Below are 24,211 nucleotides of genomic sequence, written 5' to 3'. Positions count from 1 at the left end.
TGCGGCCGTCCGTGCACCTACGCTCGTACCCGGTGAACACGTGTCCGACCGGGTCGGGCGCGACGGCTCTATCGAGACTGGTGCACATGGGGCGCGGCAGGCTGCGGATCCACCTCGGTGCGGCGCCCGGGGTCGGCAAGACGTACGCCATGCTCGGCGAGGCCCACCGGCGGGCGGAGCGCGGCACCGACGTCGTCGTCGCCCTGGTGGAGGACCACGGCAGGCCGCGCACCGCCGGACTGCTCGACGGCCTGGAGACGGTGCCGCGCAGGCGGCTGGAGCACCGCGGCGCGACCTTCACCGAGATGGACGTCGACGCCGTGCTCGCCCGGCGCCCAGCCCTGGCCCTCGTCGACGAGCTCGCCCACACCAACGTGCCGGGTTCGAGGAACGCCAAGCGCTGGGAGGACGTCGAGGAACTGCTCGCCGCCGGCATCGACGTGCTCTCCACCGTCAACATCCAGCACCTGGAGTCGCTCGGCGACGTCGTCGAGACCATCACGGGTGTGCGGCAGCGGGAGACCGTGCCCGACGAGGTGGTGCGCCGGGCCCACCAGGTCGAACTCGTCGACATGACACCGGAGGCCCTGCGCCGCCGCCTCGCCCACGGCAACGTCTACCCGCCCGACCGCGTCGACGCCGCCCTCTCCCACTACTTCCGCCCCGGCAACCTCGCCGCGCTGCGCGAGCTCGCCCTCCTCTGGACGGCCGACCGTGCCGAGGAGTACCTCAGGCACTACCGCACCGAGCACGCCATCCACGCCACCTGGCCCACCCGGGAGCGCATCGTCGTGGGCCTCACCGGCGGGCCCGAGGGCCGCACGCTCATCCGGCGCGCGGCCAGGATCGCCGCCCGCGGGGCCGGCGGCGAACTGCTGGCCGTCCACGTCGTCCGCCCCGACGCCGCGCCCGCCGCCCCCCTGCCCGAACTCACCGAGCAGCGCAGGCTCGTGGAGGACCTCGGCGGCACCTACCACCCGGTGCTCGGCGACACCGTGCCCACCGCGATCCTCGACTTCGCCCGCGGGGCCGACGCGACGCAGATCGTCCTCGGCACCAGCCGCCGCAAGGCCTGGCGCTACCTCCTCGACCCCGGGGTCGGCGCCACGGTCGCCCGCGAGTGCGGCGACATCGACGTGCACGTCGTCACCCACGAGCACGCCGCCGCGGGCCGGCCCGCCCTGCCCGGGAGGCTGCCCGTCCGGCTGGGCCGGGTGCGCACCCTGGCGGGCTGGCTGCTCGGCTGCGGCGGCGCGGTGCTGCTCACCCTGCTGCTGGTCGGCACCGGCGCCGGTCTCGGGCTGCCCACCGCCATGCTGCTCTTCCTCAGCCTGACGGTCGGCGCCGCCCTGCTCGGCGGGGTCTTCCCGGCGATCGCCTCCGCGCTGGCCGCCTCCCTGCTGCTCAACTACTACTTCGCCCCGCCCACCCACACCTTCACCATCTCCGACCCGGAGAACATCCTGGGGCTGGCGGTCTTCGTCGGTGTCGGCATCTCGGTCGCCTCCGTCGTCGACCTCGCGGCCCGCCGGGCCCAGCTCGCCGCCCGCAGCCGGGCCGAGGCCGAGGTGCTCGCCTTCCTCGCCGGCGGGGCCGAGCCGGACAAGGACACCGTCGCGGCACTGCTCGCCCGGGTGCGCGACACCTTCCAGGCGGAGTCCGCCGCGCTGCTCGAACACACCGGAGACCACGGCTCCTGGCACTGCCTCGCCGCAGCCGGGCCGCACCCGGCGGCATCCCCCGAGGAGGCCGCGGTCGACGTGCCCGCGGGGGAGCGCTTCTCCCTCGTCCTCACCGGCCGGGTGCTGCCCGCCGAGGACCGCCGGATCCTCGCGGCCTTCGCCGCCCAGGCCGCCGCCCGCCTGGAGCACCGCCGTCTCACCGAGGAGGCCGCGGCCTCCCGCCGCCTCGCCGACGCCAACCGCATCCGCACCGCCCTGCTCGCCGCCGTCTCCCACGACCTGCGCACCCCGCTGGCCGCCATCAAGGCCGCCGTCAGTTCGCTGCGCTCCGACGAGGTCGCGTGGGCCCCCGAGGACGAGGCCGAACTCCTCGCCGGCATCGAGGACGGCGCCGACCGGCTCAACCACCTCGTCAACAACCTGCTCGACATGAGCAGGCTGCAGACCGGCAGCGTCACCGCGCTCACCCGCGACATCGACCTCGACGAGGTCGTGCCGCTCGCGCTCGCCGCCGTCCCCGCCGACACCGTGCGCCTGGACGTGCCGGAGGACCTGCCGCTCGTCCCCGCCGACGCGGGCCTGCTGGAGCGCGTCGTCGCCAACCTGGTCGAGAACGCCGTCAAGTACACCCCGCCCGGCGTCCCCGTCACCGTCCGCGCCGAGGTGCTCGACCTGCCCGGCGCCGGGCGCCTCGAACTGCGGGTGGTCGACCGCGGCCCCGGCGTCCCGGAGGATGCCAGGGAACGGATCTTCCAGCCGTTCCAGCGCCACGGCGACGCGCCCCGCGGCAACGGCGTCGGCCTCGGGCTGGCCGTCGCACGCGGCTTCACCGAGGCGATGGGCGGTGAACTCACCGCCGAGGACACCCCCGGCGGCGGCCTCACCATGGTGGTGACCCTCCCCCTGATCCCGGCCGACTCCTCACCGGCCGACTCCGCGCGGCCCGGCTCCGAAGGACCCGGCCCCGCACCGCACCGGCAGAAAGGCGGTCTCCCCTCGTGACCCGCGTCCTCGTGGTCGACGACGAACCCCAGCTCGTCCGCGCCCTGGTGATCAACCTCAAGGCGCGCAAGTACGAGGTGGACGCGGCCCACGACGGTGCCGGGGCGCTCGCCGCGGCAGCCGCGCACCCGCCCGACGTCGTCGTCCTCGACCTCGGCCTGCCCGACATGGACGGCACCGACGTCATCCGCGGCCTGCGCGGCTGGACCCGGGTGCCGATCATCGTGCTCTCCGCCCGGCACGCGTCCGGCGAGAAGGTCGAAGCCCTCGACGCCGGGGCCGACGACTACGTCACCAAGCCGTTCGGCATGGACGAGCTCCTCGCCCGCCTGCGCGCCGCCGTCCGCCGCGCCGAACCGCTGCCCGCGGACGCGGTCGAGGCCGTGCTCACCACCGCGTCGTTCACCGTCGACCTGGCCGCGAAGAAGGTCCACCGCCGGGGCGCCGACGTCCGGCTCACCCCCACCGAGTGGCACCTGCTGGAGGTCCTCGTCCGCAACGCCGGACGCCTCGTCGGGCAGAAGCAGCTGCTCCACGAGGTCTGGGGGCCCGCCTACCGCACCGAGACCAACTACCTGCGCGTCTACATGGCCCAGCTGCGCCGCAAGCTGGAGGACGACCCCTCGCACCCCCGCCACTTCCTCACCGAGGCCGGCATGGGCTACCGCTTCGAACCGTGACCGCGATCCCGACGGCGGCCCTGACAACGGCGCTGACAACGGAGCTGGCGGTGGCCCTCGACGCGGCTCCGCGGTGGACCGTCCGGGGCGGCGTGGTACCGCGGTACCACCCGATCGGCGTGGGTCGCACCCCCGGTACCGCGGTGTGCGGCCGGTACCGGCCCTAGCGTGGGCGGTGGGCCGGCCGGAGCGCCGGGTGGCGAGCGCGAGGGAGCACCGATGATCGAGGCGCAGCAGCTGACGAAGCGGTACGGCGAGAAGACGGCCGTCGACGGTCTGGACTTCACCGTCCGGCCGGGTTCGGTGACCGGCTTCCTCGGGCCGAACGGCGCGGGGAAGTCCACCACGATGCGGATGATCGTCGGCCTGGACGCCCCGACCGCCGGATCGGTCACCGTCAACGGGCGGCGGTACGCCGAGCACACCTCCCCGCTGCAGGAGGTGGGCGCACTGCTGGAGGCACGGTCGATCCACCCCGGCCGGTCGGCCTTCGACCACCTGATGGCGCAGGCCCACACGCACGGGATCCCGCGCCGCCGGGTCGACGAGGTGATCGGGCTGACGGGTCTGCAGAGCGTCGCGAAGAAGCGCGCCGGGGCGTTCTCGCTCGGCATGGGGCAGCGGCTCGGCATCGCGGCGGCGCTGCTGGGCGACCCGGCCACGGTGATGCTCGACGAGCCCGTCAACGGCCTCGACCCCGAGGGCGTCCTGTGGATCCGCAACCTGCTCACCACGCTCGCGGCCGAGGGCCGTACGGTCTTCGTCTCCTCGCACCTGATGAGCGAGGTGGCCCTGGTCGCCGACCACCTGATCGTCGTGGGCCGCGGCCGTCTGCTGGCCGACACCACGGTCTCCGAGCTCGTCCGCCGGGCGGGCGGCGACACGGTGAGGGTGGCGAGCGCCGACCCGGCGCGTCTGCGGGAGGTGCTGTCCGCGCCCGGCGTGGAGATCACCGGCCGGGCCGGGTCGGAGGAGTTGGAGGTGGCGGGGCTGTCCGCCCGTGAGATCGGGCTGGCGGCAGCCGCGCACGGCATCGCCCTGTTCGAACTGACGGCCCGGGCGGTGTCCCTGGAGGAGGCGTTCATGGAGCTGACCAGGGATGCCGTCGAGTACCACGGCACCACCGGCGTCGACACCCCCGGGAGGGCGGCATGAGCACGATTGCCCCGATCCACACCGCCGACCACGCGGCGGCGGCCGGCCCCCGGCCCGTCTACCGGGTCACCGGCCGGCGTGTGCTGCGCGCCGAGTGGGCGAAGCTGTGGTCGCTGCGCTCCACCTGGATCACGCTGGGCCTGGCCCTGCTGTTCGTGGTGGCGTTCGGCATCATCGCCTCCGCGCACTACAAGTCGCGGATCACCTCTGGCGAGCGCCTCGACCGGGACTTCGCCGACGCCACCGCCGTGCAGCTGTCGCTGTTCGGCACGAACTTCGGGCAGCTGGCCCTCGGTGTCCTCGGCGTGCTGGTGACGGCCGGCGAGTACTCGACCGGCATGATCCGCTCCACCCTGGCGGCGGTGCCGCGCCGCCTGCCGGTGCTCTGGTCGAAGGCCGCCGTCTACGGCGTGGTCGCCCTGCTGACCGGGACGGTCGGCGCGTTCGCCGCCTTCCTCGTCGGCAGCGGAATCGTCTCCGGCACACCCGCCGCGCTGACGATCTCCGACCCGGGCGTCGTCCGCAGCCTGCTCGGCGCCGGGCTCTACCTCGGCCTGGTAGGCGTGATCGGCGCCGCCCTCGGCGCGCTGCTGCGGTCGGTGGCGGGCGGCATCTCGGTGCTGGTCGCCGTGCTGATGCTGATCCCCGGCCTGATCGGCCTGCTGCCGAGCTCCTGGCAGGACGACATCAGCCCGTACCTGCCCAGCGCCGCGGGCCAGGCGGCGTTCGCCCTGCACCACTCGGCGGGCACCCTGACGCCGGCGGCCGGCCTGGCGGTCCTCGTCGGCTGGACGGCGCTGGCGCTGGCCGGTGCCGCCTGGCGCCTGGTCCGCACCGACGCCTGACGGGTCCCCGGTGCCACCGCCCGGCCGGGCCCACTCCTGCCCCGGCCGGTGCGCTGCCGACGTCCTGCCCGGGAGGGCGCCACCGTGCGACGCCGGCGTCCGGACGACCCTCGTGGTCGGCCGGCCGCCGGCGTCCGCCCATCATGGACGGGTGACCCCTGTGCGTACCGACCTGCCCGCCGACCCCGTGGTGGCCCTCCCCGCGCTCTCCCCGCCGGGGCTGGAGGCGTTCTCCGCCAACCCCGTGATCGTCCGGCTGGTGGCGGCGGGGCGGCGGCTGCGCAGCCTCGACCGGGAGCGCCCGTGGGTCCTGGACACCCTCGTCGTGGTCGCGGTGTTCGCGATGTTCTGCCTGCCCGACCTCGTGCACGACGGGGCCGGGCGCCACGAAGCGAAACTCAGGTTCACCCGGCTGCCCGTGGCCGGCACGCTGGCGTTCCAGCTCGCCCTGGTGCTGCCGCTGTGGTGGCGACGCCGGGCGCCCACCGGGGCGTTCGCGGTGATCGCCGCCGTCTTCACACTGCAGTGGGCCCTGCTCGTGATGGTCCGCGCGGACGTCGCCCTGCTGATCGCCCTCTACGGTCTCGCCCTGCACGGCCGGCTCCGGCACCTGCCGTGGGCGTGCGCGGTGATGGCCGGGGCGCTGGGTCTCGTCGCCCTGCGGGTGTCCGGTGTGGTGACCGTCGGCGACGCCCTCTTCTTCCTGCTCAGCGCGGCGACCGCGTCGGTCGCCCTGGGGCTGGCGCTGCGGATCCGGCACGCCCACATGGCGGCGCTGCGCGAGCGCGCCGTGCAGCTGGAGGTCGAACGCGACCAGCGCGCCGCGCTCGCCGCCGCGGACGAGCGGGCCCGGGTGGCGCGGGAGATGCACGACATCATCGGCCACAACCTGTCGGTGATCATCGGCCTGGCGGACGGCGGCGCGTACGCGGCCGAGGCCGACCCCGGACGCGGCCGGGAGGCCCTGCGCCTGATCGCCGGCACCGGCCGCGAGGCGCTGGGGGAGATCCGCCGGATGCTCGGCGTGCTGCGGGCCGATCGCGAGGACGGCGCCGTGCTCCGGCCGCAGCCCGGCGTCGCGGACCTCGACGACCTCTGCGAACGCATCCGGGCCGCCGGCCCGACCGTCACCTACCGCACGAGCGGCCCGCTCGACACCCTCGACCTGGGTGCCCAGCTCACGGTGTACCGGATCGCCCAGGAAGCGCTGACCAACACCCTCCAGCACGCCGGCAGCACGACCTCCGCGCAGGTCCGGGTCACCGTCGACGGCCCGACGGTCGGCATTCGCGTCGACGACCGCGGGCCCGTCGGCCCGCAGCTCACCGACCCGCAGCTCACCGACCCGCCCCGCGGCGCCGCACCGCCGCCCGGCGGCGGCCACGGCCTCGTCGGCATGCGGGAGCGCGCCGCCCTCTACGGCGGCACGGTCGCCGCCGGGCCCCGACCCGGCGGCGGCTGGACCGTCGAAGCCCGCCTGATCCTCGACCCGCCCGCCGACCCCGGAGGCAGCACCCCGTGACCACCGTCCTCATCGTGGACGACCAGCCGCTCCAGCGGCTCGGCTTCCGCATGCTGCTCGAAAGCTCACCCGGCACCGCCGTGGCGGGCGAGGCCGCGCACGGCGCGGAGGCGGTGCGCCGCGCCGCCGAGCTGCGCCCGGACGTCGTGCTGATGGACGTGCGGATGCCGGGAATGGACGGCATCGAGGCCACCCGGAGGATCGTCGCCGACGGCGGGCGCTCCCGGGTCCTGGTGCTGACCACCTTCGACATGGACGAGTACGCCCACGCCGCGCTGCGCGCCGGGGCCAGCGGATTCCTGCTGAAGGACGCCCTGCCGGAGGAGCTGCTGGCCGGGATCCGGGCGGTCGCCTCCGGCGACGCGGTGATCGCCCCGAGGCTCACCCGCCGACTGCTGGACGCGTACGCGCACCACCTGCCGGTCCGCGTGGCCGGCACCGAGAGCGACGACCCGCGCTACCGGGCGCTCACGGAACGCGAACGCGAGATCCTCGTGACCATGGCCAGGGGCTGGACGAACGGCGAGATCGCCGAGCGGCTGGTGCTGGCCGAGTCGACGGTGAAGACCCACGTCAGCCGGGTGATGGCGAAGATCGGCGCCCGGGACCGCGTCCAGGCGGTGATCTTCGCGTACGACCTCGGGCTGACGCGCGCCGGCGGTACGGCCTGAGCTCCGGCGGCGGGGGAGTCGCGGCGCCTTCCGGTCGCGCGGCGGGGTGCGGAACCACCGGGCGGCCTCGTCCGTCTACATCGCTGTAGTCTGTCGACAGTGATGTAGACGGTCCAGGGTGCGGCGTGCGCACCTCCAGAGAGAGGCGCTCCCGCCGATGCCCCGGACCACCGGTGGACGGGTGATCCCGCCGCAGGCCGGGCCGCCCGCGGACGACCCGACCCCGCCTGCCCTTGCGCCCGCCCCCGCGCCCGTCCGCTCCGCCGGTGCCGCCCGCGCCGCTCGTGCCGCCGCTCCGGCGGTGCTCCCGCTGCTCCTGTTCGCCGTCGTGACGGCGGCCGCCACCGCGCACGGCGGCGCCCCCTGGGCCGCGGAAAGCTCGGTGCACGCCTGGGTGCTCGCCCACCGGCCGGACGCGGCGGCGCACGCCGTCGGCACCCTCACCCGGCTGGGCACCGGGCTGCCGCCCTACCTGGCGGCGGCCGCCGCCGGAACGCTCGCGGCCCGGGCCGCCCGCACCACCGGATACCGCCTCGCGGCCCTGTGCGCGCCCGTCGCCGTGCTCGCCGCCGGCCAACTGCTGCGCACCGGGCTGATGCTCGCGCTCGCCCGGCCCCGTCCCCCCGCGGCCGACTGGGCAGGCCCGCCACCCGGCGCGCACGCCTACCCCTCCGGGCACGCCTTCACCGCGGCGGTCGCCGCGGGCCTCCTCGCGCACGCGATCGGCCGTACGGTGCCGCGCTCACGGGCGGTGCCCGTGAGCGCCGTGCTGCTCCTCGCGGCGGCGGCCGTCGGCGTGAGCCGCGTGTACCTCGGCGTGCACTGGCCGCTCGACGTCGTGGGCGGCTGGCTTCTCGCGGCGGCCTGGCTGGGCCTGTGGCCGCCGCTGCTCGGGCGGCTCAGCGGCCCCGCACCACCGACCGGGCCTGCTCCACGTACTCGTGCAGCTCGTACGCCGAACCGACGCTGAGCATCACCGAGAGCGCGACCAGGGCCAGCAGCCCGGCGGCCGCGACCCGCAGCGCCCGGCCACGCGGTACCCGCGGCGCGGGGCACAGCAGGGCCCGGACCCGGCGCGGCACCGGCCCGGTGGCTGCCGCGAGCAGCAGCCCCTCCCGTCGGCCGGTGTCCGAGGCGGCCAGCGCCGCCCGGGCCACGGCGGCAGCGGCCAGCCGGCGGTCGCCGACCGCCGCGGCGGCGTCCTCGTCCGCCCACCGCTCCAGATGGAAGGCCAGCGGAGCCCGCAGCCCGCGCAGCGCCGGGTGCGCGGCGCTCGCGATCCGGGCCGCCCGTGAGAGGAGATGGTGCCGCCCGGCGAGGTGGGCCCGCTCGTGAGCGAGCAGGACGTCCCGCTCGCGCCGCCCGAGCGCCTGCAGCATCGGCGCGGTCACCACGACCCGGCCGCGGCGTCCGCGGTGGCCGGGGAGCGCGTAGGCGTCCGCCGCGGCGTCGGGGAGGACCGTCAGGTCGCCGCCCACCGGGTGTGCGTCCACGGCCTCCCAGGTCCGGCGCAGCAGCGCCTGCTGACCGCGCCAGCGGCGGGCCGCCAGCCGGCCCGCGGCGGCCAGCGCGGTACCCGCGGCGAGGGCGGCGGGCACGGCGGCGGGCGACGTCGACACGAGCCAGGGCAGCGACATCCGGCCGGCGGCGGCCATCGGCGGCAGGTGGAGCAGCCCGCCGCCCACCAGGACGGCCAGGGCCAGCGCGGTCGCGCCCGCGAGTGCCACCGCGGCGCCGGCCAGCACGAACCCCGCGGCCTTCGGCGGCAGCAGGTCGGCCAGCCGCCGGGCGGCGGCCACGGCCGGCCACGGGCCGACGAGCGTGAGCACGACGAGGGCGACGAGGAGGTTCACCGCGCGTCGCCGTCCGGGGCCTCCGTGGCGAGCAGCAGCCGGCGCAGCACCACCTCGTCGTCCTCGGACAGCGTCGAGACGAACCGCTCCAGCACGAGGTCGCGGTGGGGTTCGCTGCGCAGCTCGCGGTGCATCCTGCCGGCCGCCAGCCCGGGGGCGTCGTGCACGGGCGCGTACACGAACCCGCGGCCGACGCGGTGCCGGGCCAGGGTGCCCCGCTCGTGGAGGCGGGTGAGGATCGTCGTCACGGTGGTCCTGGCCAGGTCGCCGTCGAGGGCCTCGTTGACCTGGCCGACGGTGAGCGGTTCCCGGGCGGCCCACAGCACGGCGAGTACATCGGCGACGAGTTCGCCCTGCGGGCGCCTGGCGTCCTTCGCGTCGGTCATCTCTCCCCGTTCCGCCGCCGCCCCGCCGGGCGGGTGTCATTCGCTCCGGCCCGTCGACGGCAGTCCCTCCGGAGCGGCCGATCCGCCACCCCGGCGACTACGCAAGTGTAGACGGCCGACGACGGTGGACCGTCGCCTCCCGGCGCTCCCCGGCGCTCCCGCCGACCGCGGCCGGAGACACGAAAGCCCCGGGGGCCCGCCGCGTGAGCGGAGGACCCCCGGGGCCGGCCGCCCCGCGCGAGGGGCGGCGTGGTGCCGCGGTCAGCCGGCGAACGCCTCGATCAGCGACCACAGCGCGAGGACGGCCATGCACCCCGCGCCGATGCGCTGCACGAGGCGCAGCGGGACGCGCTTCGCGATGAACCGGCCCACGACGAGGGCCAGCGCGGAGACGGACATCAGCGCGGCGGCCGAACCGATCGCGGTGGACAGCACGCCGTTGGTCGCGGCGAGGTTCGCGGTGGTGATCTGCGTGAGGTCGCCCCACTCGCTGATGAAGACGGCCGTGAACGCGGTCGTCCAGACCGGCCAGAAGCCGGTGACGGTCTTCCCGGCGCCGTCCGCTCCGTCCTCGTCGTCCCCGCTGCGCAGGAGGACGAACGCACCGAAGGCGAAGAGCGCCGCGGAGACGAGCTTGACGAGCATGCCGGGCAGCAGCCCGATCAGGCTGCCGGCACCGACGGCGATCGCCACGTGCACGATGAAGGCGGCGGAGGTGCCGAGCCACACGTACAGCGGCCGCATGCGGGTGCCCATGGCCAGCGATGCGAACATCGTCTTGTCGGGGAGTTCGGCGAGGAAGATCAGCCCGAAGGCGGTGACGATCGCCAGGGGGTCGAGGGACATCCGGGAGGCTTTCTGCTGGGGCCGGGCCCGGAACCCTGCGCGGAACACCCTCGACGAGGGCTGCGGGAGGACTCTCGGCCCGGCACGACGAAGTCGGCACCCGCAGGATGCGGGCACCGGTCATGCCTTGGCCGAAGGTCTCGTCCACCGCGCCTACCCGGAGGCCTGTGCGGCCCGGCGGCCGGGCCGCCCGCTGGTGTGCGGACGTCCAGTATGTCGACCTGCCGGTGTTTCGGGACTACTCCCCTTCGCAGCTCCAGTGTACCGGCCCCGGGTGCGGAGCCCTGCGCGGGGGCACCGCACCGCCGCGCGCTCCCGTGCCGGCCCGCACCGCCGGGCTCGTACGCCGGGCGGAGCGGTCAGGAGAACTCGGGAGCGGTTGGGGAGAGCCCGGGAGCGGTTCGGGAGGGCTCAGGAACGCGGGCGGCGGGGCTGGTCGGTGCGCTCCGCGGCCTTCTCCTTGATGCGCACGGTCTCCTTGCGGACCTCCGCCTGGGTGGCGCGCTCACGCCGCAGCCACTCGGGGCAGTTCTCCTTCAGTGCGTCGATCTGCTCGGTCGTGAGGGCCTCGGAGACCCCGCCGCGCGCGAGACCGGCGATGGAGATGCCGAGCTTCGCCGCGACCACCGGGCGGGGGTGCGGGCCGGTGCGGCGCAGCTCCTGCAGCCACTCCGGCGGGTCGGACTGCAGCGTGTTCAGCTCGGTGCGCGAGACGACACCCTCCTGGAACTCGGCGGGCGTGGCTTCGAGGTACACGCCGAGCTTCTTCGCCGCGGTCGCGGGCTTCATCGTCTGGGGTGTCTTGTGCGACGTCATGGGTCCAAGGGTATCGAGCGTGTGCACCACCTCCGACCACGACCGGTAACCTGGCGGGGTGACAGGCTCGGAAGCATCCCCTTCGTTCCGGCTGGCGTATGTCCCGGGAGTGACGCCCACGAAGTGGGTGCGGATCTGGAACGAGCGGCTGCCCGACGTCCCCCTCACCCTCGTCCCGGTGACCGCCGCCGACGCGTCCGGAGCGCTGCGCGGCGCCGACGCCGACGCGGGGCTCGTCCGGCTGCCGGTCGACGGCGCGGACCTCAGCGCGATCCCGCTCTACACCGAGACGACCGTGGTCGTGGTCCCGAAGGACCACCTCCTGACCGCCGTCGACGAGGTGTCCGAGGACGACCTCGCCGACGAGATCGTGCTGCACCCGCTCGACGACACCCTCGCCTGGGAGGGCCTGCCGGGCCGCCCCGCGATCGAACGCCCCGAGACCACCGGGGACGCCGTCGAACTCGTCGCCGCCGGCATCGGCGTGCTCCTCGTCCCGCAGTCGCTCGCCCGCCTGCACCACCGCAGGGACCTCACCTACCGGCCGGTGCCGGGCGCCCCCGAGTCGCGCGTCGCCCTGTCGTGGCCCCAGGACGCCACCACGGACCTGGTGGAGCAGTTCATCGGGATCGTCCGCGGGCGCACCGTGAACAGCTCGCGCACCCCTGCCGCGGCGCAGGCACCGGAGCAGTCCGACCGGCGCCGCCCCGACGCGACCGGCGCCCAGCGCAAGCCCGCCGCAGGCAAGGCCGCCGGGGGCAAGCCTGCCGCCGGGAAGTCTGCCGGAGGCAAGGCTGTCGGCGGGAAGTCCGCCGGCGGGAAGTCCGCTTCCGGCCGGTCGGCCGCAGGGAAGTCGGCCGGTGGCAGGACGGCCGGCCGGCCCGTCCGCGGTGGCTCCGGCGCACCCAAGGGCACCAAGCGGGGCAAGCCACGCCGCTCGTCCTGACCTCTCGTCCTGACCGTTCGTCGCGTCCCGCGATTCCACGGCACCTGCGCGTCGATCAGGGTGTGAGCGGATCCCCGCTGCCGCCCGTGGGCGCACTCCCTTCAAGCGGCCCTGAGGGGGGCCCTGTCAGGCCTTCGTGGAAGACTGCGGCGCATCATGAGAACCGAAGTCCGGATCTTTGTCGCCGACGGACCGCTGCCCGACTGGGACTCCGCCGAAGAAGAGATCGACAGACGCGGGCGGCAGCTGGATGCGATCACCAAACCCGTCACCACTGAGGAAGCCCACGCCCTCGCCGGCTGCTTCGGCCCCGACGACTGCTACGGCGTCGGCTGGACACTGATCCACCTCATCGAAACAGCCACCGGGCCCTTGCCCGTCATCCCCCGTCCCGGCCCCGACGCACCCACCTGGGACGTCCCCTGGGGGCGATGGCACTGCCACTACGGCGAGGAAGCCGACGACGAGGGACCGTGAGGCGTCCAAGAAGAAACCGTCGAGACACTCCAGAGCCCCGGCCCGTGACGTCCCGCGTCGGCCGGCCCCGTCCGGACGGCACGGGGAGGCGTCGGCGATATGCGGTTGACGTGCAGGCGCCGGTGCGGCCTCATCGGAGCGGGCCGGGCGACGCGCCGGCCGACGGACGGGCAGGCCGAGCGACGAGGAGCACCGTGATCACCCAGGGCGTGACGGTCACCACCCGATGCACGGAGTGCGGCGGTGTGCTGATGCTCGACATCGGCCAGTTCGTCGAACGCGGCCGGCTGTGCTGGGGCACCGAGGGGTACTGCCTGTCCTGTTCCGTCGCCTGGTGCGATCAGGACAGCGGCGACGAGACGCCGGAGGAGATCCGTCGGGCCCTCCTGGCGGAACACGGACCCGCCCGCCTCCGCTTGACGGACCCGGAGGCACGGATGGTGCCCGTTCTCCGGGCCCTGCGGGAGGTGTACGGCCTGACGCTGCCCCGAGCGCGCGTCCTGGCGACCGAGCTGAGGACGGCCGGCCTCGTGGGCACGTTCGTCGAGATGGAGCTCCTCGCCTCCAGGCTCCGGCACCTCGCCGTCGAGGTGGCGGTCGGCACGGAGTCCGGCTGAACGGTCCGGAGCGGTGGGAGCCCGGACGACCCGCGCTGGGCATCACGTGTGGTGAGTCAAGCCCTGTACCGAGGCGCGGCGAGCCGACCCCGAAGGTGAGAGACGGGGTGTCCCGTGTTCCAGGTAGACGGTCGCCGAACCCGCTCGGGCGCCAAGAGCAGCGTGAACTCGGCGAGCCAAGCGAGGGATGAGGAGCGTGTCGATCTGGTCGGCGGCATGGAAGGCGTACTCGCCGATCTCCACCCCGTCCGGGTTGATCTGAGTTCGCCCCTCTGCAGGGAGGATGCCCCCGTCGAAGACGAAGAGCAGCTTGTCGCCCTCGGTCGGGTGGGGTGCCCAGTCCGCGACGAGGAGCTGGCCGATGGGCGGGGTGATGCCGAGTTCCTCCTTGACCTCGCGGGCCGCGCCTTCGCTGGGGGTCTCGCTGGGGTGGAGGTATCCGCCCGGGATCTCCCAGCCCGGCTTGTATGTGGGCTTGACCAGAAGCACGCGGTCGGCTTCGTCGAAGAACAGCACGCCGGCGGCGGTGCGCGGCTGGGCAACGGCCTCGGGGGCGTCGGAGTCGCTCATGGCAATGACTGTAGTCGTCTGCGCCGGGCTACCCGACGATGCGCAGCCGCTGGGCCACGCCGGCGAGGAGATGGCTCGGCTTGCCGCGTTGCTGCCGGACCCACACGGTCACCAGATGCCGTGGGATGAAGTGGTAATGGACCTGTTCGGGGGCGAGTTCCTCGGCATCCAGGACAAGCGCGAGTGCTTCGTCCATGCGGTTCTGTGCACTGTAGGCGCGGGCGACTTCGAGAGTGTGCCGGACCCGCCGCTCAAGCGGCAGGGTGGAGGAGTCCACGCGAGGTCCCTGGTCTGCGGCCACCTGAATGTCTCCCAGTTCCATGGCCGCTGAGATGCGGTGGATGGCGACGTTGGTCGACCCGAAGGCCGTCCACATGTGGTTGGCGTCGTGACCGAGGCGCTGTGCGGCCTGGTCCGCCTCGGCGAGGAACGCGCTCACTGTGGCTCGGTCTTCGAGCCGAGCCGCGGCCACCGCGCCGACGAGGAAGAGCGACCCGTAGATCGACAGGTAGGTCGGTGAGGCGTCGGGGAGGCCGCTCTCCAGGTATCCCGCCGAGTCTGCCACCAGGTCCCGCGCTGCGGTGAGGCGGCCACCGGCCAGGAGGCAGTGGGAGACCGATCGGAAAAGGGAACCGATGACCACCAGGTCCCCCGACTCCTGCGCGGCAGCCAGACCCCGGTCGGCGGCCATCCACGCGAGATCGGTCTCCCCTGTCTTCGTCAGCACCATGGCCGCGCCCTGGTAGGCCATCGCGAGCAGGGCTCTGGCCTTCGACCGGTCGTCGCCCTCGTGGGCACGGACAGCGCGCTGGGCGTCCGCCAGGATCTCCGGGATGAGCCGGGTGGCCCGCGCGTATCGGGCATCCTGGTAGGCCGACCACGCGGAACCGACCTCGGCTCGAAGGATTTCCAGGTCCGGCGGCGGACCGGTGCTCTCGGACGCCAGTAGCGACGACATGTGCTTGTAGTTCGTGAGGGCTTCCCGCAACTTCGGCACCGCGCCACCCCGGCCGTCGGTACTCCAGTCGATGAGGGACGGCTCGACCAGCAGATCGCCGAGTTGCACGTCGAGGGCGGCGGCCAGCGCTTTGATCACTGAGAGCCGGTCCAGTTCGATGCGGCCGTTCTCCACCTTGCTCAGCCAGTCGGCGGTCCGCCCGACGAGGCCGGCCAGTACCTCCTGCGGGATGCCTCGTCGGCGGCGGTACCAGGCCACGCGTTCCCCGATGCTCAGCGTCTCGATCATTCCTCGCATGCCTCCAGCCTGGCGCTGCTCGGTTTCCTCACCCCGGAAGAATTTTCCGGGTTCCGCCTCGCCCATCCTCCTAGCTTTCTGACTTGTCATCAAACACTGCCTATGGGCTGCCTGTTGCAAGAAGATGGGGGACGAATGGCGATGGAACGTCGCGGCCGTCGGGCCAGTGCATCCACTGCGGAGGCGGCACTGGCGCGTTACCAGGGTTCTGAGCGACCTCGCATCCGGCAGGCACCGGGCGGCCCTGTCCAGAATGGCGGCAACGTGATGACACGGAGCGCCCAGGTCGAAGAAGTCCGCTGTGTGTCAGTGCAGATGCGTTTCGTCCTGTCTGCCAGTTCGGTGCCCCTGGTTCGGACGTCGGTCAGGTGGATCGCGGACGCGTGGGGATTCGACGCCTTGCTGATCGACGATGTCGAGCTGGTGGCCTCCGAACTCTCGGCCAACGTCGTGTTGCACAGCGGCTCGGCGGCCTCCGCCTGCTTCGATGTCCGCCTCGCTCCTTGCATCCGCGGGCTGCGGATCGAGGTCTCGGACGGAAGCCCGGAACTGCCTTGCCTGGAACAGTCCAGGCCGACCTCCGAGCGCGGTCGCGGGCTCTTCCTCGTCGAGGCGGTGTGCCGGCGCTGGGGTGTCGAGGAGAGGGACTCCGGCAAGGTCGTGTGGGCCGAGGTCGGAGCTGATGCGGCTTGAACGCCTACCAGTTGCCGCCTGCTCGACACCGCGGCGCGCGCCACGACCCGTTCGGTGCCGCGCTCGCCTGGCTGTGGGCACTCGGCCACCTGCTCGTACTGACGCTCCTCGGCGTCACGGCACAGCACCAGCTCTGTGCTGATCACCTCGGCCCCACTCTGGCGGCCGACCACGAACCCGACCGCGAAGCACTGCGTGACTCCGCGGTCGAAACCGGGACCTGACAGCAACGCCTGGTCCCGGCGCCATCGCGCACCACCGATCCGAAGGGGGCACAGCCATGACGTCCACCAGCATCGCCTGGAGGCGCCGCGGCCACTGCCGTTACCTCCCCCGCCGACTCCGCAGCCGTCCTACCCGGGCCGGTAGTCGGACGAGAGACCGTGCGGGCCTGTCGGACGAAACCCGGCAGGCCCGCACGGGCCGATCCTCCTGGACGGCGGCCGGGAGGACGGCGCATCCAGCGCGGCGTACAGACGGACGACTCATCCCAGGCCGGATCCAGACACCGACGGAGAGCAGATCATGACGGCAGTCCTCGGAGACTCATCAACAGCGGCACTCACCCTCCCGTACGTCGAACGCATGGCCGATCGCCACGGCGTGCCGGTTGAGGACGCACTGCTCATGGCGATCAACCTGTACGGCATCTCCTCCGTCCACGCCCGCCACCGGGGCCGCGTCTCGGTGCGTCTGGCAACTCGGCCCGAGGTCTCCTGGATGGTGATCGTCCCGCTGAACGCCGAGGCGTCGCCGTTCCGGCTGGAGGGAGACGAGCTCATACTGGCCGCGCACCCCGTCGCCACCGTCGAGCGGGTCACCGCCGACGAGGCGGTCGGCGGGTACTTCCGGGACGGCGGTCGCGCCGCCACGCTCAACCCCAACGCTCGCAGCCGCTGCGTGGGGTGCGCCTTCTGCCCGAACACCCTGGAGGCAGCGGCAGACCCCCGGCTCGCCGAGGAGCGGGAGCTGAGCGAGCTGCTCGCCGCCATGGTCGAGCAGCAGCCCCACCGCGATCTGACCGAGCTGCGCGAGGTCACCGTGTCGACCGGCTGCTTCGAGCGCGAGCGGGCCGCCGTCGACCACCTGATCGGACTGCGTCAGGTGCTCAGTGCGCACGACATCGGCGCCCGGATCGGCTTCCTCACCTCCGTGATCCGGAGCGCCACTGCTTTCGAGGAACTGGCCCAGCACGTCGCGCCTTTCGTGCTCCGGCTGACCGCCGAGTGCTTCGGCCGACGGGACCTGCTACTCAAGGCCAGCAAGGCGGTGCTGACGACCGAGGAGATGCCCGAGGTTCTCCGGCGGGCGATGGCGGCCGGCCACGCCACGTCGTTCACCTACATAGTCGGCTTGGACAGCCTCGCGGAACTTCGCGACGGGGTATCCGAGTTGATGCCGTTCGTCACCGAGTTCCCGAACTTCCAGGTCTACCAGGCGCACAACTCGATCATGGCCGGTCTGAGGGCCGGCGGATCGGAAACCCTGGAGTTCTACCTCCGGGCGCGTCGGGAGATCGAACGGATCGTGGGCCCGGCCGGGCTTCGTCCGGCGGCCTGGGAGTGTTACCGGCCGCTGTGGTACTTCACGTTCGACGGTGAGAGCCTGGTGGCCCCGTGCTGAACCGAGCCGACGTGCTCTGGCGGGCTGCCGTCTACGTGTCGGTGGTGCTGCTGCACCTCGACGGGAACGTGCTCCTGGCGGAGCCGCTGCTCGCCGGCCACATCAAGCGCCGACCGGCGGGCCACTGGGGAACGGTGCCCGGGACCGCGTGGGCCCTTGCCCATACGCTGCTCGCGGCAGGGAAGGCGGCACCTGCCCGGACGCTGGTCCCCGTGCTCGGTGCCGGCCATGCGGGTGTGGTGCAGCTGGCTTTCGGGTGGCTGTCGGGAGAGCTCGCCTCCGTGCGTCCGCAGTACTCCCGCGACGCTGTGGGGCTGGCGCGTCTGGCCCGCGACTTCCCGGAGGTGGACGGTCTCGGGTCGGAGGTTCACCCCCTGCTCGCGGCGGGGGCGGCTCCTGGGGGCTGTCTCGGCGGCGCCTTGGCGTTCAGCCACGGGTTCGCACTGGACTCACCTGATCGGGTCGTTCTCCCGATCATCGGCGACGGCGAGTGCGAGACGCCCACCACGGCGGCCTCCTGGCTTGCCGCGCGAGCGTTGCACGGGAGCACGGTCGTCCCGATCGTTCACGTCAACGGCTTCCGGATGGGCGACCAGTCCCTGCTGGGAGCGATGACGGACGGGGAACTCACCGGATACGCGGCCGGGCTGGGCTGGCAGAGCCGAGTGGTGCACGTGTCCTCCGCCTCCCGCGAGGAGCACGAAACCTTCGCGCAGGCGCTCCTGGAGTCCGTGCGACAGGTCGTGGACGGTGTGCGCACCACCGTCTTCCTGCGGTGCGTGAAAGGCTGGAGCGGACCCGAGCGGGTCGGGGGACTGGCTCTGCTCGGTACGGCCGACACCCACAAGACACCGCTCGGTCTGGCACATGAGGACGCCGGCCAGCGGGAGCTTCTGACGCGCTGGCTCGCCTCGTACCGGCCGGAGGAGTTGTTCGACACCGACGGGGGCCCGACCGGAGAGCTTGCCGACGCGCTCGAAGCGGCAGGACAGCGCCCGGTCTGCGCACCGACCCTGCCCCCGCCGGTCTCCGCGGAGCCCCAGGACGGCAGCGCCTTCGGACAGGCCGTGGGCCAGGTGCTGCGGAGCCATGCCGCCGCAGGGGACTTCCGCGTCTTCAGCCCCGACGAGCTCGCCTCGAACCGCCTCGGTGCGCTGCAGGACGAGCCGTGGGTGTCCGAGGTCCTGGCGGAGGAGGTTCTGCTGGGGTGGCTGACCGGCTGGCTCGCCAGTGGCCGGCGCGGAGCCCTGGTGTCCTATGAGGCGTTCGCGCCGCTCCTCACTTCCGGACTCGTCGGCCACCTCAAGCACCGACGACTCACCGTCGGGACCCCGGCGCCGAGCCTCAACCTGTTGCTGACCTCGTACGGATGGCGCAACGTCTACACGCACGGCGATCCCTCGCTGGCCACCGCCCTGCTGGCGACGTGCGATCCGGCTGTGCGGGTGCTGACACCGGCGGACCCGAAGCGGGCGGCCCTTGCCCTGGACGAGGCCCTGGGGTCGACCGGCCGCGTCAACGTGGTGATCGCCGGCAAGCACGCGGCCGTACGGCAGCCGGACGAGACCGTCGAGCAGGAACTGGCTCGGGGACTGGCCATCTGGCCTCACCTGAGCGATGAGGGCGAGCCCGACCTCACCATCCTGGTCGCAGGTGATCTGCCGGCGGAGGTCGCGACAACAGCGGTGCCCGAGATCCGTGAGCAGTTGGGCTGCCGCGTCCGAGTCGTGGGCGTACTGGACTTGACGGTCCTCGGGGATCCGCAGATCTGGCCGAGGGGGCTGCCGGAGGCCGAGGCGGCAACCTACCTCGGCGAGAACGCCGCGGTGCTCGTGGCCACGTTGGGCCACCCTGCTGCCGTGTGGGGACTGCTCGCCGGGCGGCTCCGCAGTTCCATCGCAGTCATCGGCTGGCGCGAACCCTCCGGGCCGATGGCCCAGGCAAAGCTCACCGATGAGCTCGGCCTCGACCCGGAGGGTCTGCTCCGGGCCGCCCGCAAGTTGACCGTCTCCCGGGAGGGCGCGTGCTGACGGAAGCGACCGTGGACAAGGTGGAGACGGTACTGGTCGAAGCAGATCTCGCTCCCGGGGACGACACCGTCTTCGTCGCCGTGCACGGTGGCGGTCGGATCGGTTGGTACGGCCCCGTCAGTGAACCTGTCGGCCGTGCCGTCGACGTGCTGTCCTACGCTGCGATCGGCCACCTCGTGACGGACCACGAGGGCCGCCGGGCAAGACTGCAGGGCGCGGCCGTCGGACTGGCCCGCGAGGTGGCCGAATGGGCTCTCGGAGCGGTGGACTGTGCTCTGTGGGATCTCCACGGACGTCTGGCCGATCGACCGGTGGCCGATCTGCTGGCTCCCGGGGTGAACCGTTCGCCGGTTCCGGCGTACTCCTCATGGCTCCGTCTGGATCTCAGCGGTCCTCCGGCTCCGGGGGTTCTCTCCCGGGTCGCCGTCGAGGGTTGGGCCTTCACCAAGTGGGGTCTTCGGCGCCGACCGGGTCCCACGACGGCCTCCGAGGCGCGGCGTCTCGTCCGGGCCGTGGAGCAGGCGGCCGAGGTTCTCCACAACGGCTTCGCCGTCGACGCGGTAGGGACGTGGAGCCCTCAGCTCGCCACGGCATTCGCCGAACGGTTCGAGCACTCGGCGCTGACCTGGCTGGAAGACCCCTTGCCCGAGCACCACCTGCGGATCTACCACCGCCTTGCCACTGCCGGCCTGCCCGTGGCCGTCGGTGAGCGGCTGAGGTCGACCGAGGACCTGCCCATGCTGTTCGACCAGGTCAGGCCGAAGGCTCTCACCATCGACGTCGTCGGGTGTGGCGGGCTCACCCGGGCCGTCGAGATCACCGCAGCCGCGCGCAAGGCCGGCGTCCCCGTGTACCCGCATGGCCGCTCGATGGTGCCTGGGATCCACCTGGCGGCGGCCTTCCCCGACGCCGTCCCCGCCGTCGAGTACCGCCGTCAGTGGGAACCCCGCCGCCAGACCATCTACGCCGAACCCTGGATACCCGAACACGGCCACCTCCCGTCGCCCCGGACTCCCGGCCTCGGAACCCAACCACGGAGACCCCAATGACCCGGAGCAGCGAGAGCATCCCCGTCCGCGGTACGACCCGGTATGACGAGCACGGCTCCCTCCTCGTGCTCGAACACCGCCTCGACGGCCACGACACGTTCCTGTCCGGCGAACTCGACCTCGGCGAGGGGCGGGTGCCCGTTCGCATCATCAGCCTCGACGACGTCACGGTCCTGCGACCGATGCACCGTCTGCCGGCGCCGGCACCCACATGGGCTGGCACCCTTCACCTGCCGCACGGACTGCGCCCGCGCACCATCCCGGTGGATCTCGCAGAGGCGGCCCAGATGCACGGGCGCGACCTGGGCGCCCTCGACCAGGCGGAGACGCGGTACGCGCTGACCTTCCTCGGCGAGGCCACAACGGAGCCGATCCGTGCGGCGCGCCTCGAGGCGATCGTGTCCGCCCTCCCCCTCGCCGGAATCGAGGCCGCCTGATGGAGCCCGTCCGACCGCTGGTCAGTCTCGACATCGGAGGCACGCTGGGGAACGCGCAGGGACCAGGTCTCGCTGCCCGCCTGGCTGCTGCCTCACCGCTCGGCCCGAAGCAGGCCCGAAGGGTCATGCGCAACGTCCTGCACACCGCGCCCGAGATCACCGATGCGCTGATCGAACGCGTGTGCCGTGCCCTGGGCGTCGAGCCATCGGTGTTCCCGCGCAATCTTCCGGTGGCCCCGCTCGTGCTGTTCCCGGGGACGGTCGAGGCGCTGCAGGAACTCAGCCGGGAAGCGACCGTCGTGACGCTGTCGAACGTCACCTGTACAGAAGCCGACCCCGAGCGGCTCCTCAAACTCCTCTCCCCCTGGGTCAGCAGCCACTTCCCCTCGTGCCGGACGGGCTACGCCAAACCGGACTACCGGGCCTTCTGGACAGTCGCCGACTCGTACAAGGTGCCGCCGTCGCAGATCGTCCACGTCGGCGACGACTGGGAGTGCGACATCCAAGGGGCCACTACGGCGGGACTGCGCGCCGTCTGGGTGTCCCATGGGCGTACGGTCCCTGACGAACAGTCACTCGTTGAACATGGCGTGCTGGTGGCCGGCGATCTCGCCGATGCCGTGCAGCACGCACGGCAACTACTCGCGCGGAGGCTTCCATGAGTTTGTTCACCGGCACCGTCGGCTACTACCGCCAGTACCGTCCGGGCATCCCGGAGGAGGTCGCGGCCGTCCTCGACCAGGCGGCTCCGACGGGCAGCCCCCGCCGGCTCCTGGACGTCGGCACCGGCACCGGGCTGGTCGCCGAGGCCCTGCTGGGCCGGTTCGACGAGATCATCGCGATCGACAACGACGCCGAGATGCTCGCTGCGGCGGAGTCGGCCCTCCGCCCTGCACTACCGGACGGGACCTCCCTGGCACTCGTCGAGTCCACGGCTGAGGACTTCACGCCGCCGGCGGGCTGGCGCGCCGATCTCGTCACGATCTGCCGGGCCTTCCACTGGCTCGACCAGGCCACGGTCCTCGCGCTCCTCGACGACCAGGTCGCTCCTGGCGGCGCGGTCGCGATCTTCGGGGACAACAGCTTCTGGGCGGCGGAGAGTCCCTGGAAGCAGTCCGTGCGCTCGGTCGTCCAGGACTTTCTCGGAGAAGAGCGCCGGGCCGGCAACAGTACCTTCAAACACCACAACCGGCCCTACAGCGAGATCATGGAGGAGTCCCCGTTCAACCACGTCGAAGAGGTCCGGGTGCCGGTCCAGCGCACCTGGACCACCGAGGGCATCCTCGGCTACCTCTACTCGACCAGCTTCGCCGCACCCCACCTCTTCGGCGACCGTCTCGCCGAGTTCGAGTCGGCGGTGAAGGCCGTCCTCGCCGAGCACACCAACGACGACACCTTCCCCGAGGACAACGAGTTCCTCATCCGGATCGGCCGACGGAGCAGGACATGACCGCCGTCGGGGCGGATGCTCGGCAGTACGGCCGGCTGACCGCTCCGGACGTCGCCGCCGAGCTCGGTCCCGGGTCGGTCCTGTGTCTGCCGATCGGTTCCTTCGAGCAGCACGGCCCCCATCTGCCGTTGAACACGGACACGGTGATCGCGGAGCAGTTCACCGCCCGGCTGGTCGAGCGCTACGGCGACGGCCACGACCTCTGGGCGTTGCCGTCGATCCCGTACGGCCTGTCGCCTGAGCACGCCTGGGCGCCCGGAACGGTCTCACTGCGCGTGGCGAGCTTCATGTCGCTGCTCGACACGGTCGTCGGCGACTACGTCCGAGCCACCCCCGCCCGATCCCTTCTGATCGTCAACGGCCACGGCGGCAACCGCGGCATTCTGGAGGCCGCGCTCTACGAGCTGCAGGAGCGGTACGCTCTCGCCGCCTGCGTGGTCCACCCGGGTTCGCTGTCGGCCTTCCGAACCGAGAGCGGGCTGCCGGAGATCCACGCCGGCCTTCACGAGACCTCTCTCATGCTCGCCCTCACTCCCGAGGACGTCCATCTCGACCGGCTCCCAGCAGACTTCGGCGCCGACCGCGAGCGCCTCCAGGAGATCAACCGGTTGGTGCTCGACCGTGGGGCGACCTGGCCGTGGAACTCCGGCGACACCACCATCGCGTCCTCCGGGGTGATCGGCGGCGATCCGCGGGCAGCCTCCGCCGACGTCGGCCGCTCGATCATCGAGAGCGCTCTGGACGCAGCTGCCGACGTTCTCATCCGGCTCCCCCTCCACCGTCCGCAGACGCCCGCCTTCGTCAGGGGATCCCATGGCCCTCACCACTGCTGAAAAGAGCGACTTCGTACGCCACGGCCTGGTCATCAGGCGCGGCGCCGTCGCCTCCGGGCTCGTCGCCCGCGCTCGCGCGCTCGTCGATGACTGGTGCCGAAAGTCGATGGACCCCTCCCTCATCAACTCCTACACACAGCGCAGTTTCGCCCCCGAGCTCGGCAGCCACCCCGATCTGTTGGGCCTCTTCGCCCACTCCGGGGCGGCCACCCTCGCCAGTGAGCTGGTAGGAGAGTTTGAGCCCGTCTCAACCATACAGATCCAGATCCGCATCCCCGAGTCACAGCTCCCCAACGCGCAGCCCGAGAAGGCGATGCACGTCGACGGCGTCGCCTGCCCGCACCTCGATCCCGACGAACTACGGACCTTCTCGCTGCTCGTGGGAGTGGTGCTCTCCGACATCACGGACCCGGACGGCGGCGCGCTGCGCTACCAGCCCGGCGGACACCTGACCATGTCCGAGTGGTTCCGCGACCAGTGGTTCCTCGGCATCACCGACCAGGTCCCTCCGGAGGTCGACGGACGGACGGGCACGCCGTTCCTCGGGGCGCCCGGAGATGTCCTCCTCATGCACCACCTCGTGCCGCACGCTGTGGGTCGCAACCGCACTCAGGAGCCCCGCGTCATGGCGTACTTCCGCGTATCGAATGTCTCCCACGCCGATCGCCGACTCCAAGCTCTGCAGGATCCGTGGCTGGACTACCCCGGTCTTGCCGATCTGTACCCGGCCAAGGCGCCCTTGTAAGAACACCTCGCCTCGTCCTCCTGGCCGG

Annotated in this window: 26 protein-coding genes; 20 read left to right on the top strand and 6 right to left on the bottom strand. The window is 72.8% G+C overall.

Features of this window, described 5'->3' with window-relative positions; all coding sequences use genetic code 11:
• Positions 1–86 precede the first annotated feature (86 nt).
• The 7 genes from OG335_RS04105 to OG335_RS04075 all read left to right on the top strand — a co-directional run bounded on the left by OG335_RS04105 (position 87) and on the right by OG335_RS04075 (position 8,527).
• Positions 87–2,684: an ATP-binding protein gene (locus tag OG335_RS04105; protein WP_405009599.1), complete on the top strand. Its 2,598-nt coding sequence runs from the start codon at positions 87–89 to the stop codon at positions 2,682–2,684.
• On the top strand, positions 2,681–3,364 hold the full coding sequence (locus OG335_RS04100; protein WP_405009598.1) for a response regulator: 684 nt from the start codon (positions 2,681–2,683) through the stop codon (positions 3,362–3,364). The genes OG335_RS04105 and OG335_RS04100 overlap by 4 nt, the downstream gene beginning before the upstream one ends.
• Positions 3,365–3,583: 219 nt before the next feature.
• Positions 3,584–4,519, top strand: coding sequence for an ATP-binding cassette domain-containing protein (locus OG335_RS04095; protein ID WP_405009597.1), 936 nt, complete (start codon positions 3,584–3,586; stop codon positions 4,517–4,519).
• On the top strand, positions 4,516–5,364 hold the full coding sequence (locus OG335_RS04090) for an ABC transporter permease (RefSeq protein ID WP_405009596.1): 849 nt from the start codon (positions 4,516–4,518) through the stop codon (positions 5,362–5,364). Before OG335_RS04095 ends, OG335_RS04090 begins: the two co-directional genes overlap by 4 nt.
• Before the next feature lie 220 nt (positions 5,365–5,584).
• Entirely contained in the window at positions 5,585–6,886 is a 1,302-nt protein-coding gene (locus OG335_RS04085; protein WP_405015303.1) for a sensor histidine kinase, read from the top strand.
• Positions 6,883–7,557 carry a response regulator gene (locus tag OG335_RS04080; RefSeq protein ID WP_405009595.1) on the top strand — a complete coding sequence of 225 codons (675 nt, stop codon included), beginning with the start codon at positions 6,883–6,885 and terminating at the stop codon, positions 7,555–7,557. The genes OG335_RS04085 and OG335_RS04080 overlap by 4 nt, the downstream gene beginning before the upstream one ends.
• A gap of 157 nt (positions 7,558–7,714) precedes the next feature.
• Positions 7,715–8,527 carry a phosphatase PAP2 family protein gene (locus tag OG335_RS04075; RefSeq protein ID WP_405009594.1) on the top strand — a complete coding sequence of 271 codons (813 nt, stop codon included), beginning with the start codon at positions 7,715–7,717 and terminating at the stop codon, positions 8,525–8,527.
• On the opposite strand, the gene OG335_RS04070 is transcribed toward OG335_RS04075, so the two are convergent.
• From OG335_RS04070 to OG335_RS04055, 4 genes are all read right to left on the bottom strand, one after another.
• Positions 8,457–9,410 (bottom strand): M48 family metalloprotease, encoded by a 954-nt coding sequence (locus OG335_RS04070; protein ID WP_405009593.1) that lies wholly within the window; start codon positions 9,408–9,410, stop codon positions 8,457–8,459. The genes OG335_RS04075 and OG335_RS04070 overlap by 71 nt on opposite strands.
• Entirely contained in the window at positions 9,407–9,796 is a 390-nt protein-coding gene (locus OG335_RS04065; RefSeq protein WP_405009592.1) for a BlaI/MecI/CopY family transcriptional regulator, read from the bottom strand. The genes OG335_RS04070 and OG335_RS04065 overlap by 4 nt, the downstream gene beginning before the upstream one ends.
• A 261-nt stretch (positions 9,797–10,057) precedes the next feature.
• Positions 10,058–10,642 carry a TMEM165/GDT1 family protein gene (locus tag OG335_RS04060; protein ID WP_405009591.1) on the bottom strand — a complete coding sequence of 195 codons (585 nt, stop codon included), beginning with the start codon at positions 10,640–10,642 and terminating at the stop codon, positions 10,058–10,060.
• 411 nt (positions 10,643–11,053) lie between these two features.
• Positions 11,054–11,458 carry a DUF5997 family protein gene (locus OG335_RS04055; RefSeq protein ID WP_405009590.1) on the bottom strand — a complete coding sequence of 135 codons (405 nt, stop codon included), beginning with the start codon at positions 11,456–11,458 and terminating at the stop codon, positions 11,054–11,056.
• Positions 11,459–11,516: 58 nt separating this feature from the next.
• Here OG335_RS04055 and OG335_RS04050 point away from each other — a divergent pair, with 58 nt between their 5' ends.
• From OG335_RS04050 to OG335_RS04040, 3 genes are all read left to right on the top strand, one after another.
• The gene (locus tag OG335_RS04050; RefSeq protein ID WP_405009589.1) at positions 11,517–12,404 is read left to right on the top strand and encodes a LysR substrate-binding domain-containing protein; all 888 of its coding nucleotides are present in this window, start codon (positions 11,517–11,519) and stop codon (positions 12,402–12,404) included.
• Between the two features lie 156 nt (positions 12,405–12,560).
• Entirely contained in the window at positions 12,561–12,881 is a 321-nt protein-coding gene (locus tag OG335_RS04045; protein ID WP_405009588.1) for a hypothetical protein, read from the top strand.
• A 194-nt stretch (positions 12,882–13,075) separates the two neighbouring features.
• Positions 13,076–13,498 carry a hypothetical protein gene (locus OG335_RS04040; protein WP_405009587.1) on the top strand — a complete coding sequence of 141 codons (423 nt, stop codon included), beginning with the start codon at positions 13,076–13,078 and terminating at the stop codon, positions 13,496–13,498.
• A 42-nt stretch (positions 13,499–13,540) separates the two neighbouring features.
• Here the strand turns inward: OG335_RS04040 and OG335_RS04035 are convergent, their stop codons facing one another.
• On the bottom strand, positions 13,541–14,068 hold the full coding sequence (locus OG335_RS04035) for an NUDIX domain-containing protein (protein WP_405009586.1): 528 nt from the start codon (positions 14,066–14,068) through the stop codon (positions 13,541–13,543).
• Between the two features lie 28 nt (positions 14,069–14,096).
• On the bottom strand, positions 14,097–15,389 hold the full coding sequence (locus tag OG335_RS04030; protein WP_405009585.1) for a helix-turn-helix domain-containing protein: 1,293 nt from the start codon (positions 15,387–15,389) through the stop codon (positions 14,097–14,099).
• Positions 15,390–15,458: 69 nt separating this feature from the next.
• Here OG335_RS04030 and OG335_RS04025 point away from each other — a divergent pair, with 69 nt between their 5' ends.
• From OG335_RS04025 to OG335_RS03980, 10 genes are all read left to right on the top strand, one after another.
• Complete coding sequence (locus tag OG335_RS04025) at positions 15,459–16,016, top strand: ATP-binding protein (RefSeq protein ID WP_405009584.1); 558 nt, start codon at positions 15,459–15,461, stop codon at positions 16,014–16,016.
• The gene (locus OG335_RS04020) at positions 16,013–16,240 is read left to right on the top strand and encodes a hypothetical protein (RefSeq protein WP_405009583.1); all 228 of its coding nucleotides are present in this window, start codon (positions 16,013–16,015) and stop codon (positions 16,238–16,240) included. The genes OG335_RS04025 and OG335_RS04020 overlap by 4 nt, the downstream gene beginning before the upstream one ends.
• A 361-nt stretch (positions 16,241–16,601) precedes the next feature.
• Positions 16,602–17,639, top strand: a complete 1,038-nt coding sequence (locus tag OG335_RS04015; protein WP_405009582.1) for a hypothetical protein — start codon at positions 16,602–16,604, stop codon at positions 17,637–17,639.
• Positions 17,633–19,669, top strand: coding sequence for a hypothetical protein (locus OG335_RS04010; protein WP_405009581.1), 2,037 nt, complete (start codon positions 17,633–17,635; stop codon positions 19,667–19,669). Before OG335_RS04015 ends, OG335_RS04010 begins: the two co-directional genes overlap by 7 nt.
• The gene (locus tag OG335_RS04005; RefSeq protein WP_405009580.1) at positions 19,663–20,718 is read left to right on the top strand and encodes an enolase C-terminal domain-like protein; all 1,056 of its coding nucleotides are present in this window, start codon (positions 19,663–19,665) and stop codon (positions 20,716–20,718) included. The genes OG335_RS04010 and OG335_RS04005 overlap by 7 nt, the downstream gene beginning before the upstream one ends.
• Complete coding sequence (locus OG335_RS04000) at positions 20,715–21,155, top strand: hypothetical protein (RefSeq protein WP_405009579.1); 441 nt, start codon at positions 20,715–20,717, stop codon at positions 21,153–21,155. Before OG335_RS04005 ends, OG335_RS04000 begins: the two co-directional genes overlap by 4 nt.
• A gap of 125 nt (positions 21,156–21,280) precedes the next feature.
• Positions 21,281–21,817, top strand: a complete 537-nt coding sequence (locus OG335_RS03995) for an HAD family hydrolase (protein WP_405009578.1) — start codon at positions 21,281–21,283, stop codon at positions 21,815–21,817.
• The gene (locus tag OG335_RS03990) at positions 21,814–22,605 is read left to right on the top strand and encodes a class I SAM-dependent methyltransferase (RefSeq protein ID WP_405009577.1); all 792 of its coding nucleotides are present in this window, start codon (positions 21,814–21,816) and stop codon (positions 22,603–22,605) included. Before OG335_RS03995 ends, OG335_RS03990 begins: the two co-directional genes overlap by 4 nt.
• Positions 22,602–23,438 (top strand): creatininase family protein, encoded by an 837-nt coding sequence (locus OG335_RS03985; protein WP_405009576.1) that lies wholly within the window; start codon positions 22,602–22,604, stop codon positions 23,436–23,438. The genes OG335_RS03990 and OG335_RS03985 overlap by 4 nt, the downstream gene beginning before the upstream one ends.
• A complete protein-coding gene (locus OG335_RS03980; protein WP_405009575.1) occupies positions 23,419–24,183 on the top strand; it encodes a phytanoyl-CoA dioxygenase family protein in 765 nt (254 codons plus the stop codon). The genes OG335_RS03985 and OG335_RS03980 overlap by 20 nt, the downstream gene beginning before the upstream one ends.
• The last annotated feature ends 28 nt before the right edge of the window (positions 24,184–24,211 follow it).

This window comes from Kitasatospora sp. NBC_01539 (genome assembly GCF_045040525.1).
Taxonomy (GTDB): domain Bacteria; phylum Actinomycetota; class Actinomycetes; order Streptomycetales; family Streptomycetaceae; genus Kitasatospora.
The sequence above is the reverse complement of the archived record's forward strand: the minus strand, read 5'-3'. Positions and strand labels throughout refer to the sequence as shown.

Coding starts and splice junctions, on each gene's coding strand:
- OG335_RS04105 (WP_405009599.1), top strand. CDS start 87: ATGGGGCGCGGCAGGCTGCGGATCCACCTCGGTGCGGCGCCCGGGGTC.
- OG335_RS04095 (WP_405009597.1), top strand. CDS start 3,584: ATGATCGAGGCGCAGCAGCTGACGAAGCGGTACGGCGAGAAGACGGCC.
- OG335_RS04090 (WP_405009596.1), top strand. CDS start 4,516: ATGAGCACGATTGCCCCGATCCACACCGCCGACCACGCGGCGGCGGCC.
- OG335_RS04075 (WP_405009594.1), top strand. CDS start 7,715: ATGCCCCGGACCACCGGTGGACGGGTGATCCCGCCGCAGGCCGGGCCG.
- OG335_RS04065 (WP_405009592.1), bottom strand. CDS start 9,796: ATGACCGACGCGAAGGACGCCAGGCGCCCGCAGGGCGAACTCGTCGCC.
- OG335_RS04060 (WP_405009591.1), bottom strand. CDS start 10,642: ATGTCCCTCGACCCCCTGGCGATCGTCACCGCCTTCGGGCTGATCTTC.
- OG335_RS04055 (WP_405009590.1), bottom strand. CDS start 11,458: ATGACGTCGCACAAGACACCCCAGACGATGAAGCCCGCGACCGCGGCG.
- OG335_RS04045 (WP_405009588.1), top strand. CDS start 12,561: ATGAGAACCGAAGTCCGGATCTTTGTCGCCGACGGACCGCTGCCCGAC.
- OG335_RS04035 (WP_405009586.1), bottom strand. CDS start 14,068: ATGAGCGACTCCGACGCCCCCGAGGCCGTTGCCCAGCCGCGCACCGCC.
- OG335_RS04030 (WP_405009585.1), bottom strand. CDS start 15,389: ATGGGCGAGGCGGAACCCGGAAAATTCTTCCGGGGTGAGGAAACCGAG.
- OG335_RS04025 (WP_405009584.1), top strand. CDS start 15,459: ATGGCGATGGAACGTCGCGGCCGTCGGGCCAGTGCATCCACTGCGGAG.
- OG335_RS04015 (WP_405009582.1), top strand. CDS start 16,602: ATGGCCGATCGCCACGGCGTGCCGGTTGAGGACGCACTGCTCATGGCG.
- OG335_RS04000 (WP_405009579.1), top strand. CDS start 20,715: ATGACCCGGAGCAGCGAGAGCATCCCCGTCCGCGGTACGACCCGGTAT.
- OG335_RS03995 (WP_405009578.1), top strand. CDS start 21,281: ATGCGCAACGTCCTGCACACCGCGCCCGAGATCACCGATGCGCTGATC.
- OG335_RS03990 (WP_405009577.1), top strand. CDS start 21,814: ATGAGTTTGTTCACCGGCACCGTCGGCTACTACCGCCAGTACCGTCCG.
- OG335_RS03985 (WP_405009576.1), top strand. CDS start 22,602: ATGACCGCCGTCGGGGCGGATGCTCGGCAGTACGGCCGGCTGACCGCT.
- OG335_RS03980 (WP_405009575.1), top strand. CDS start 23,419: ATGGCCCTCACCACTGCTGAAAAGAGCGACTTCGTACGCCACGGCCTG.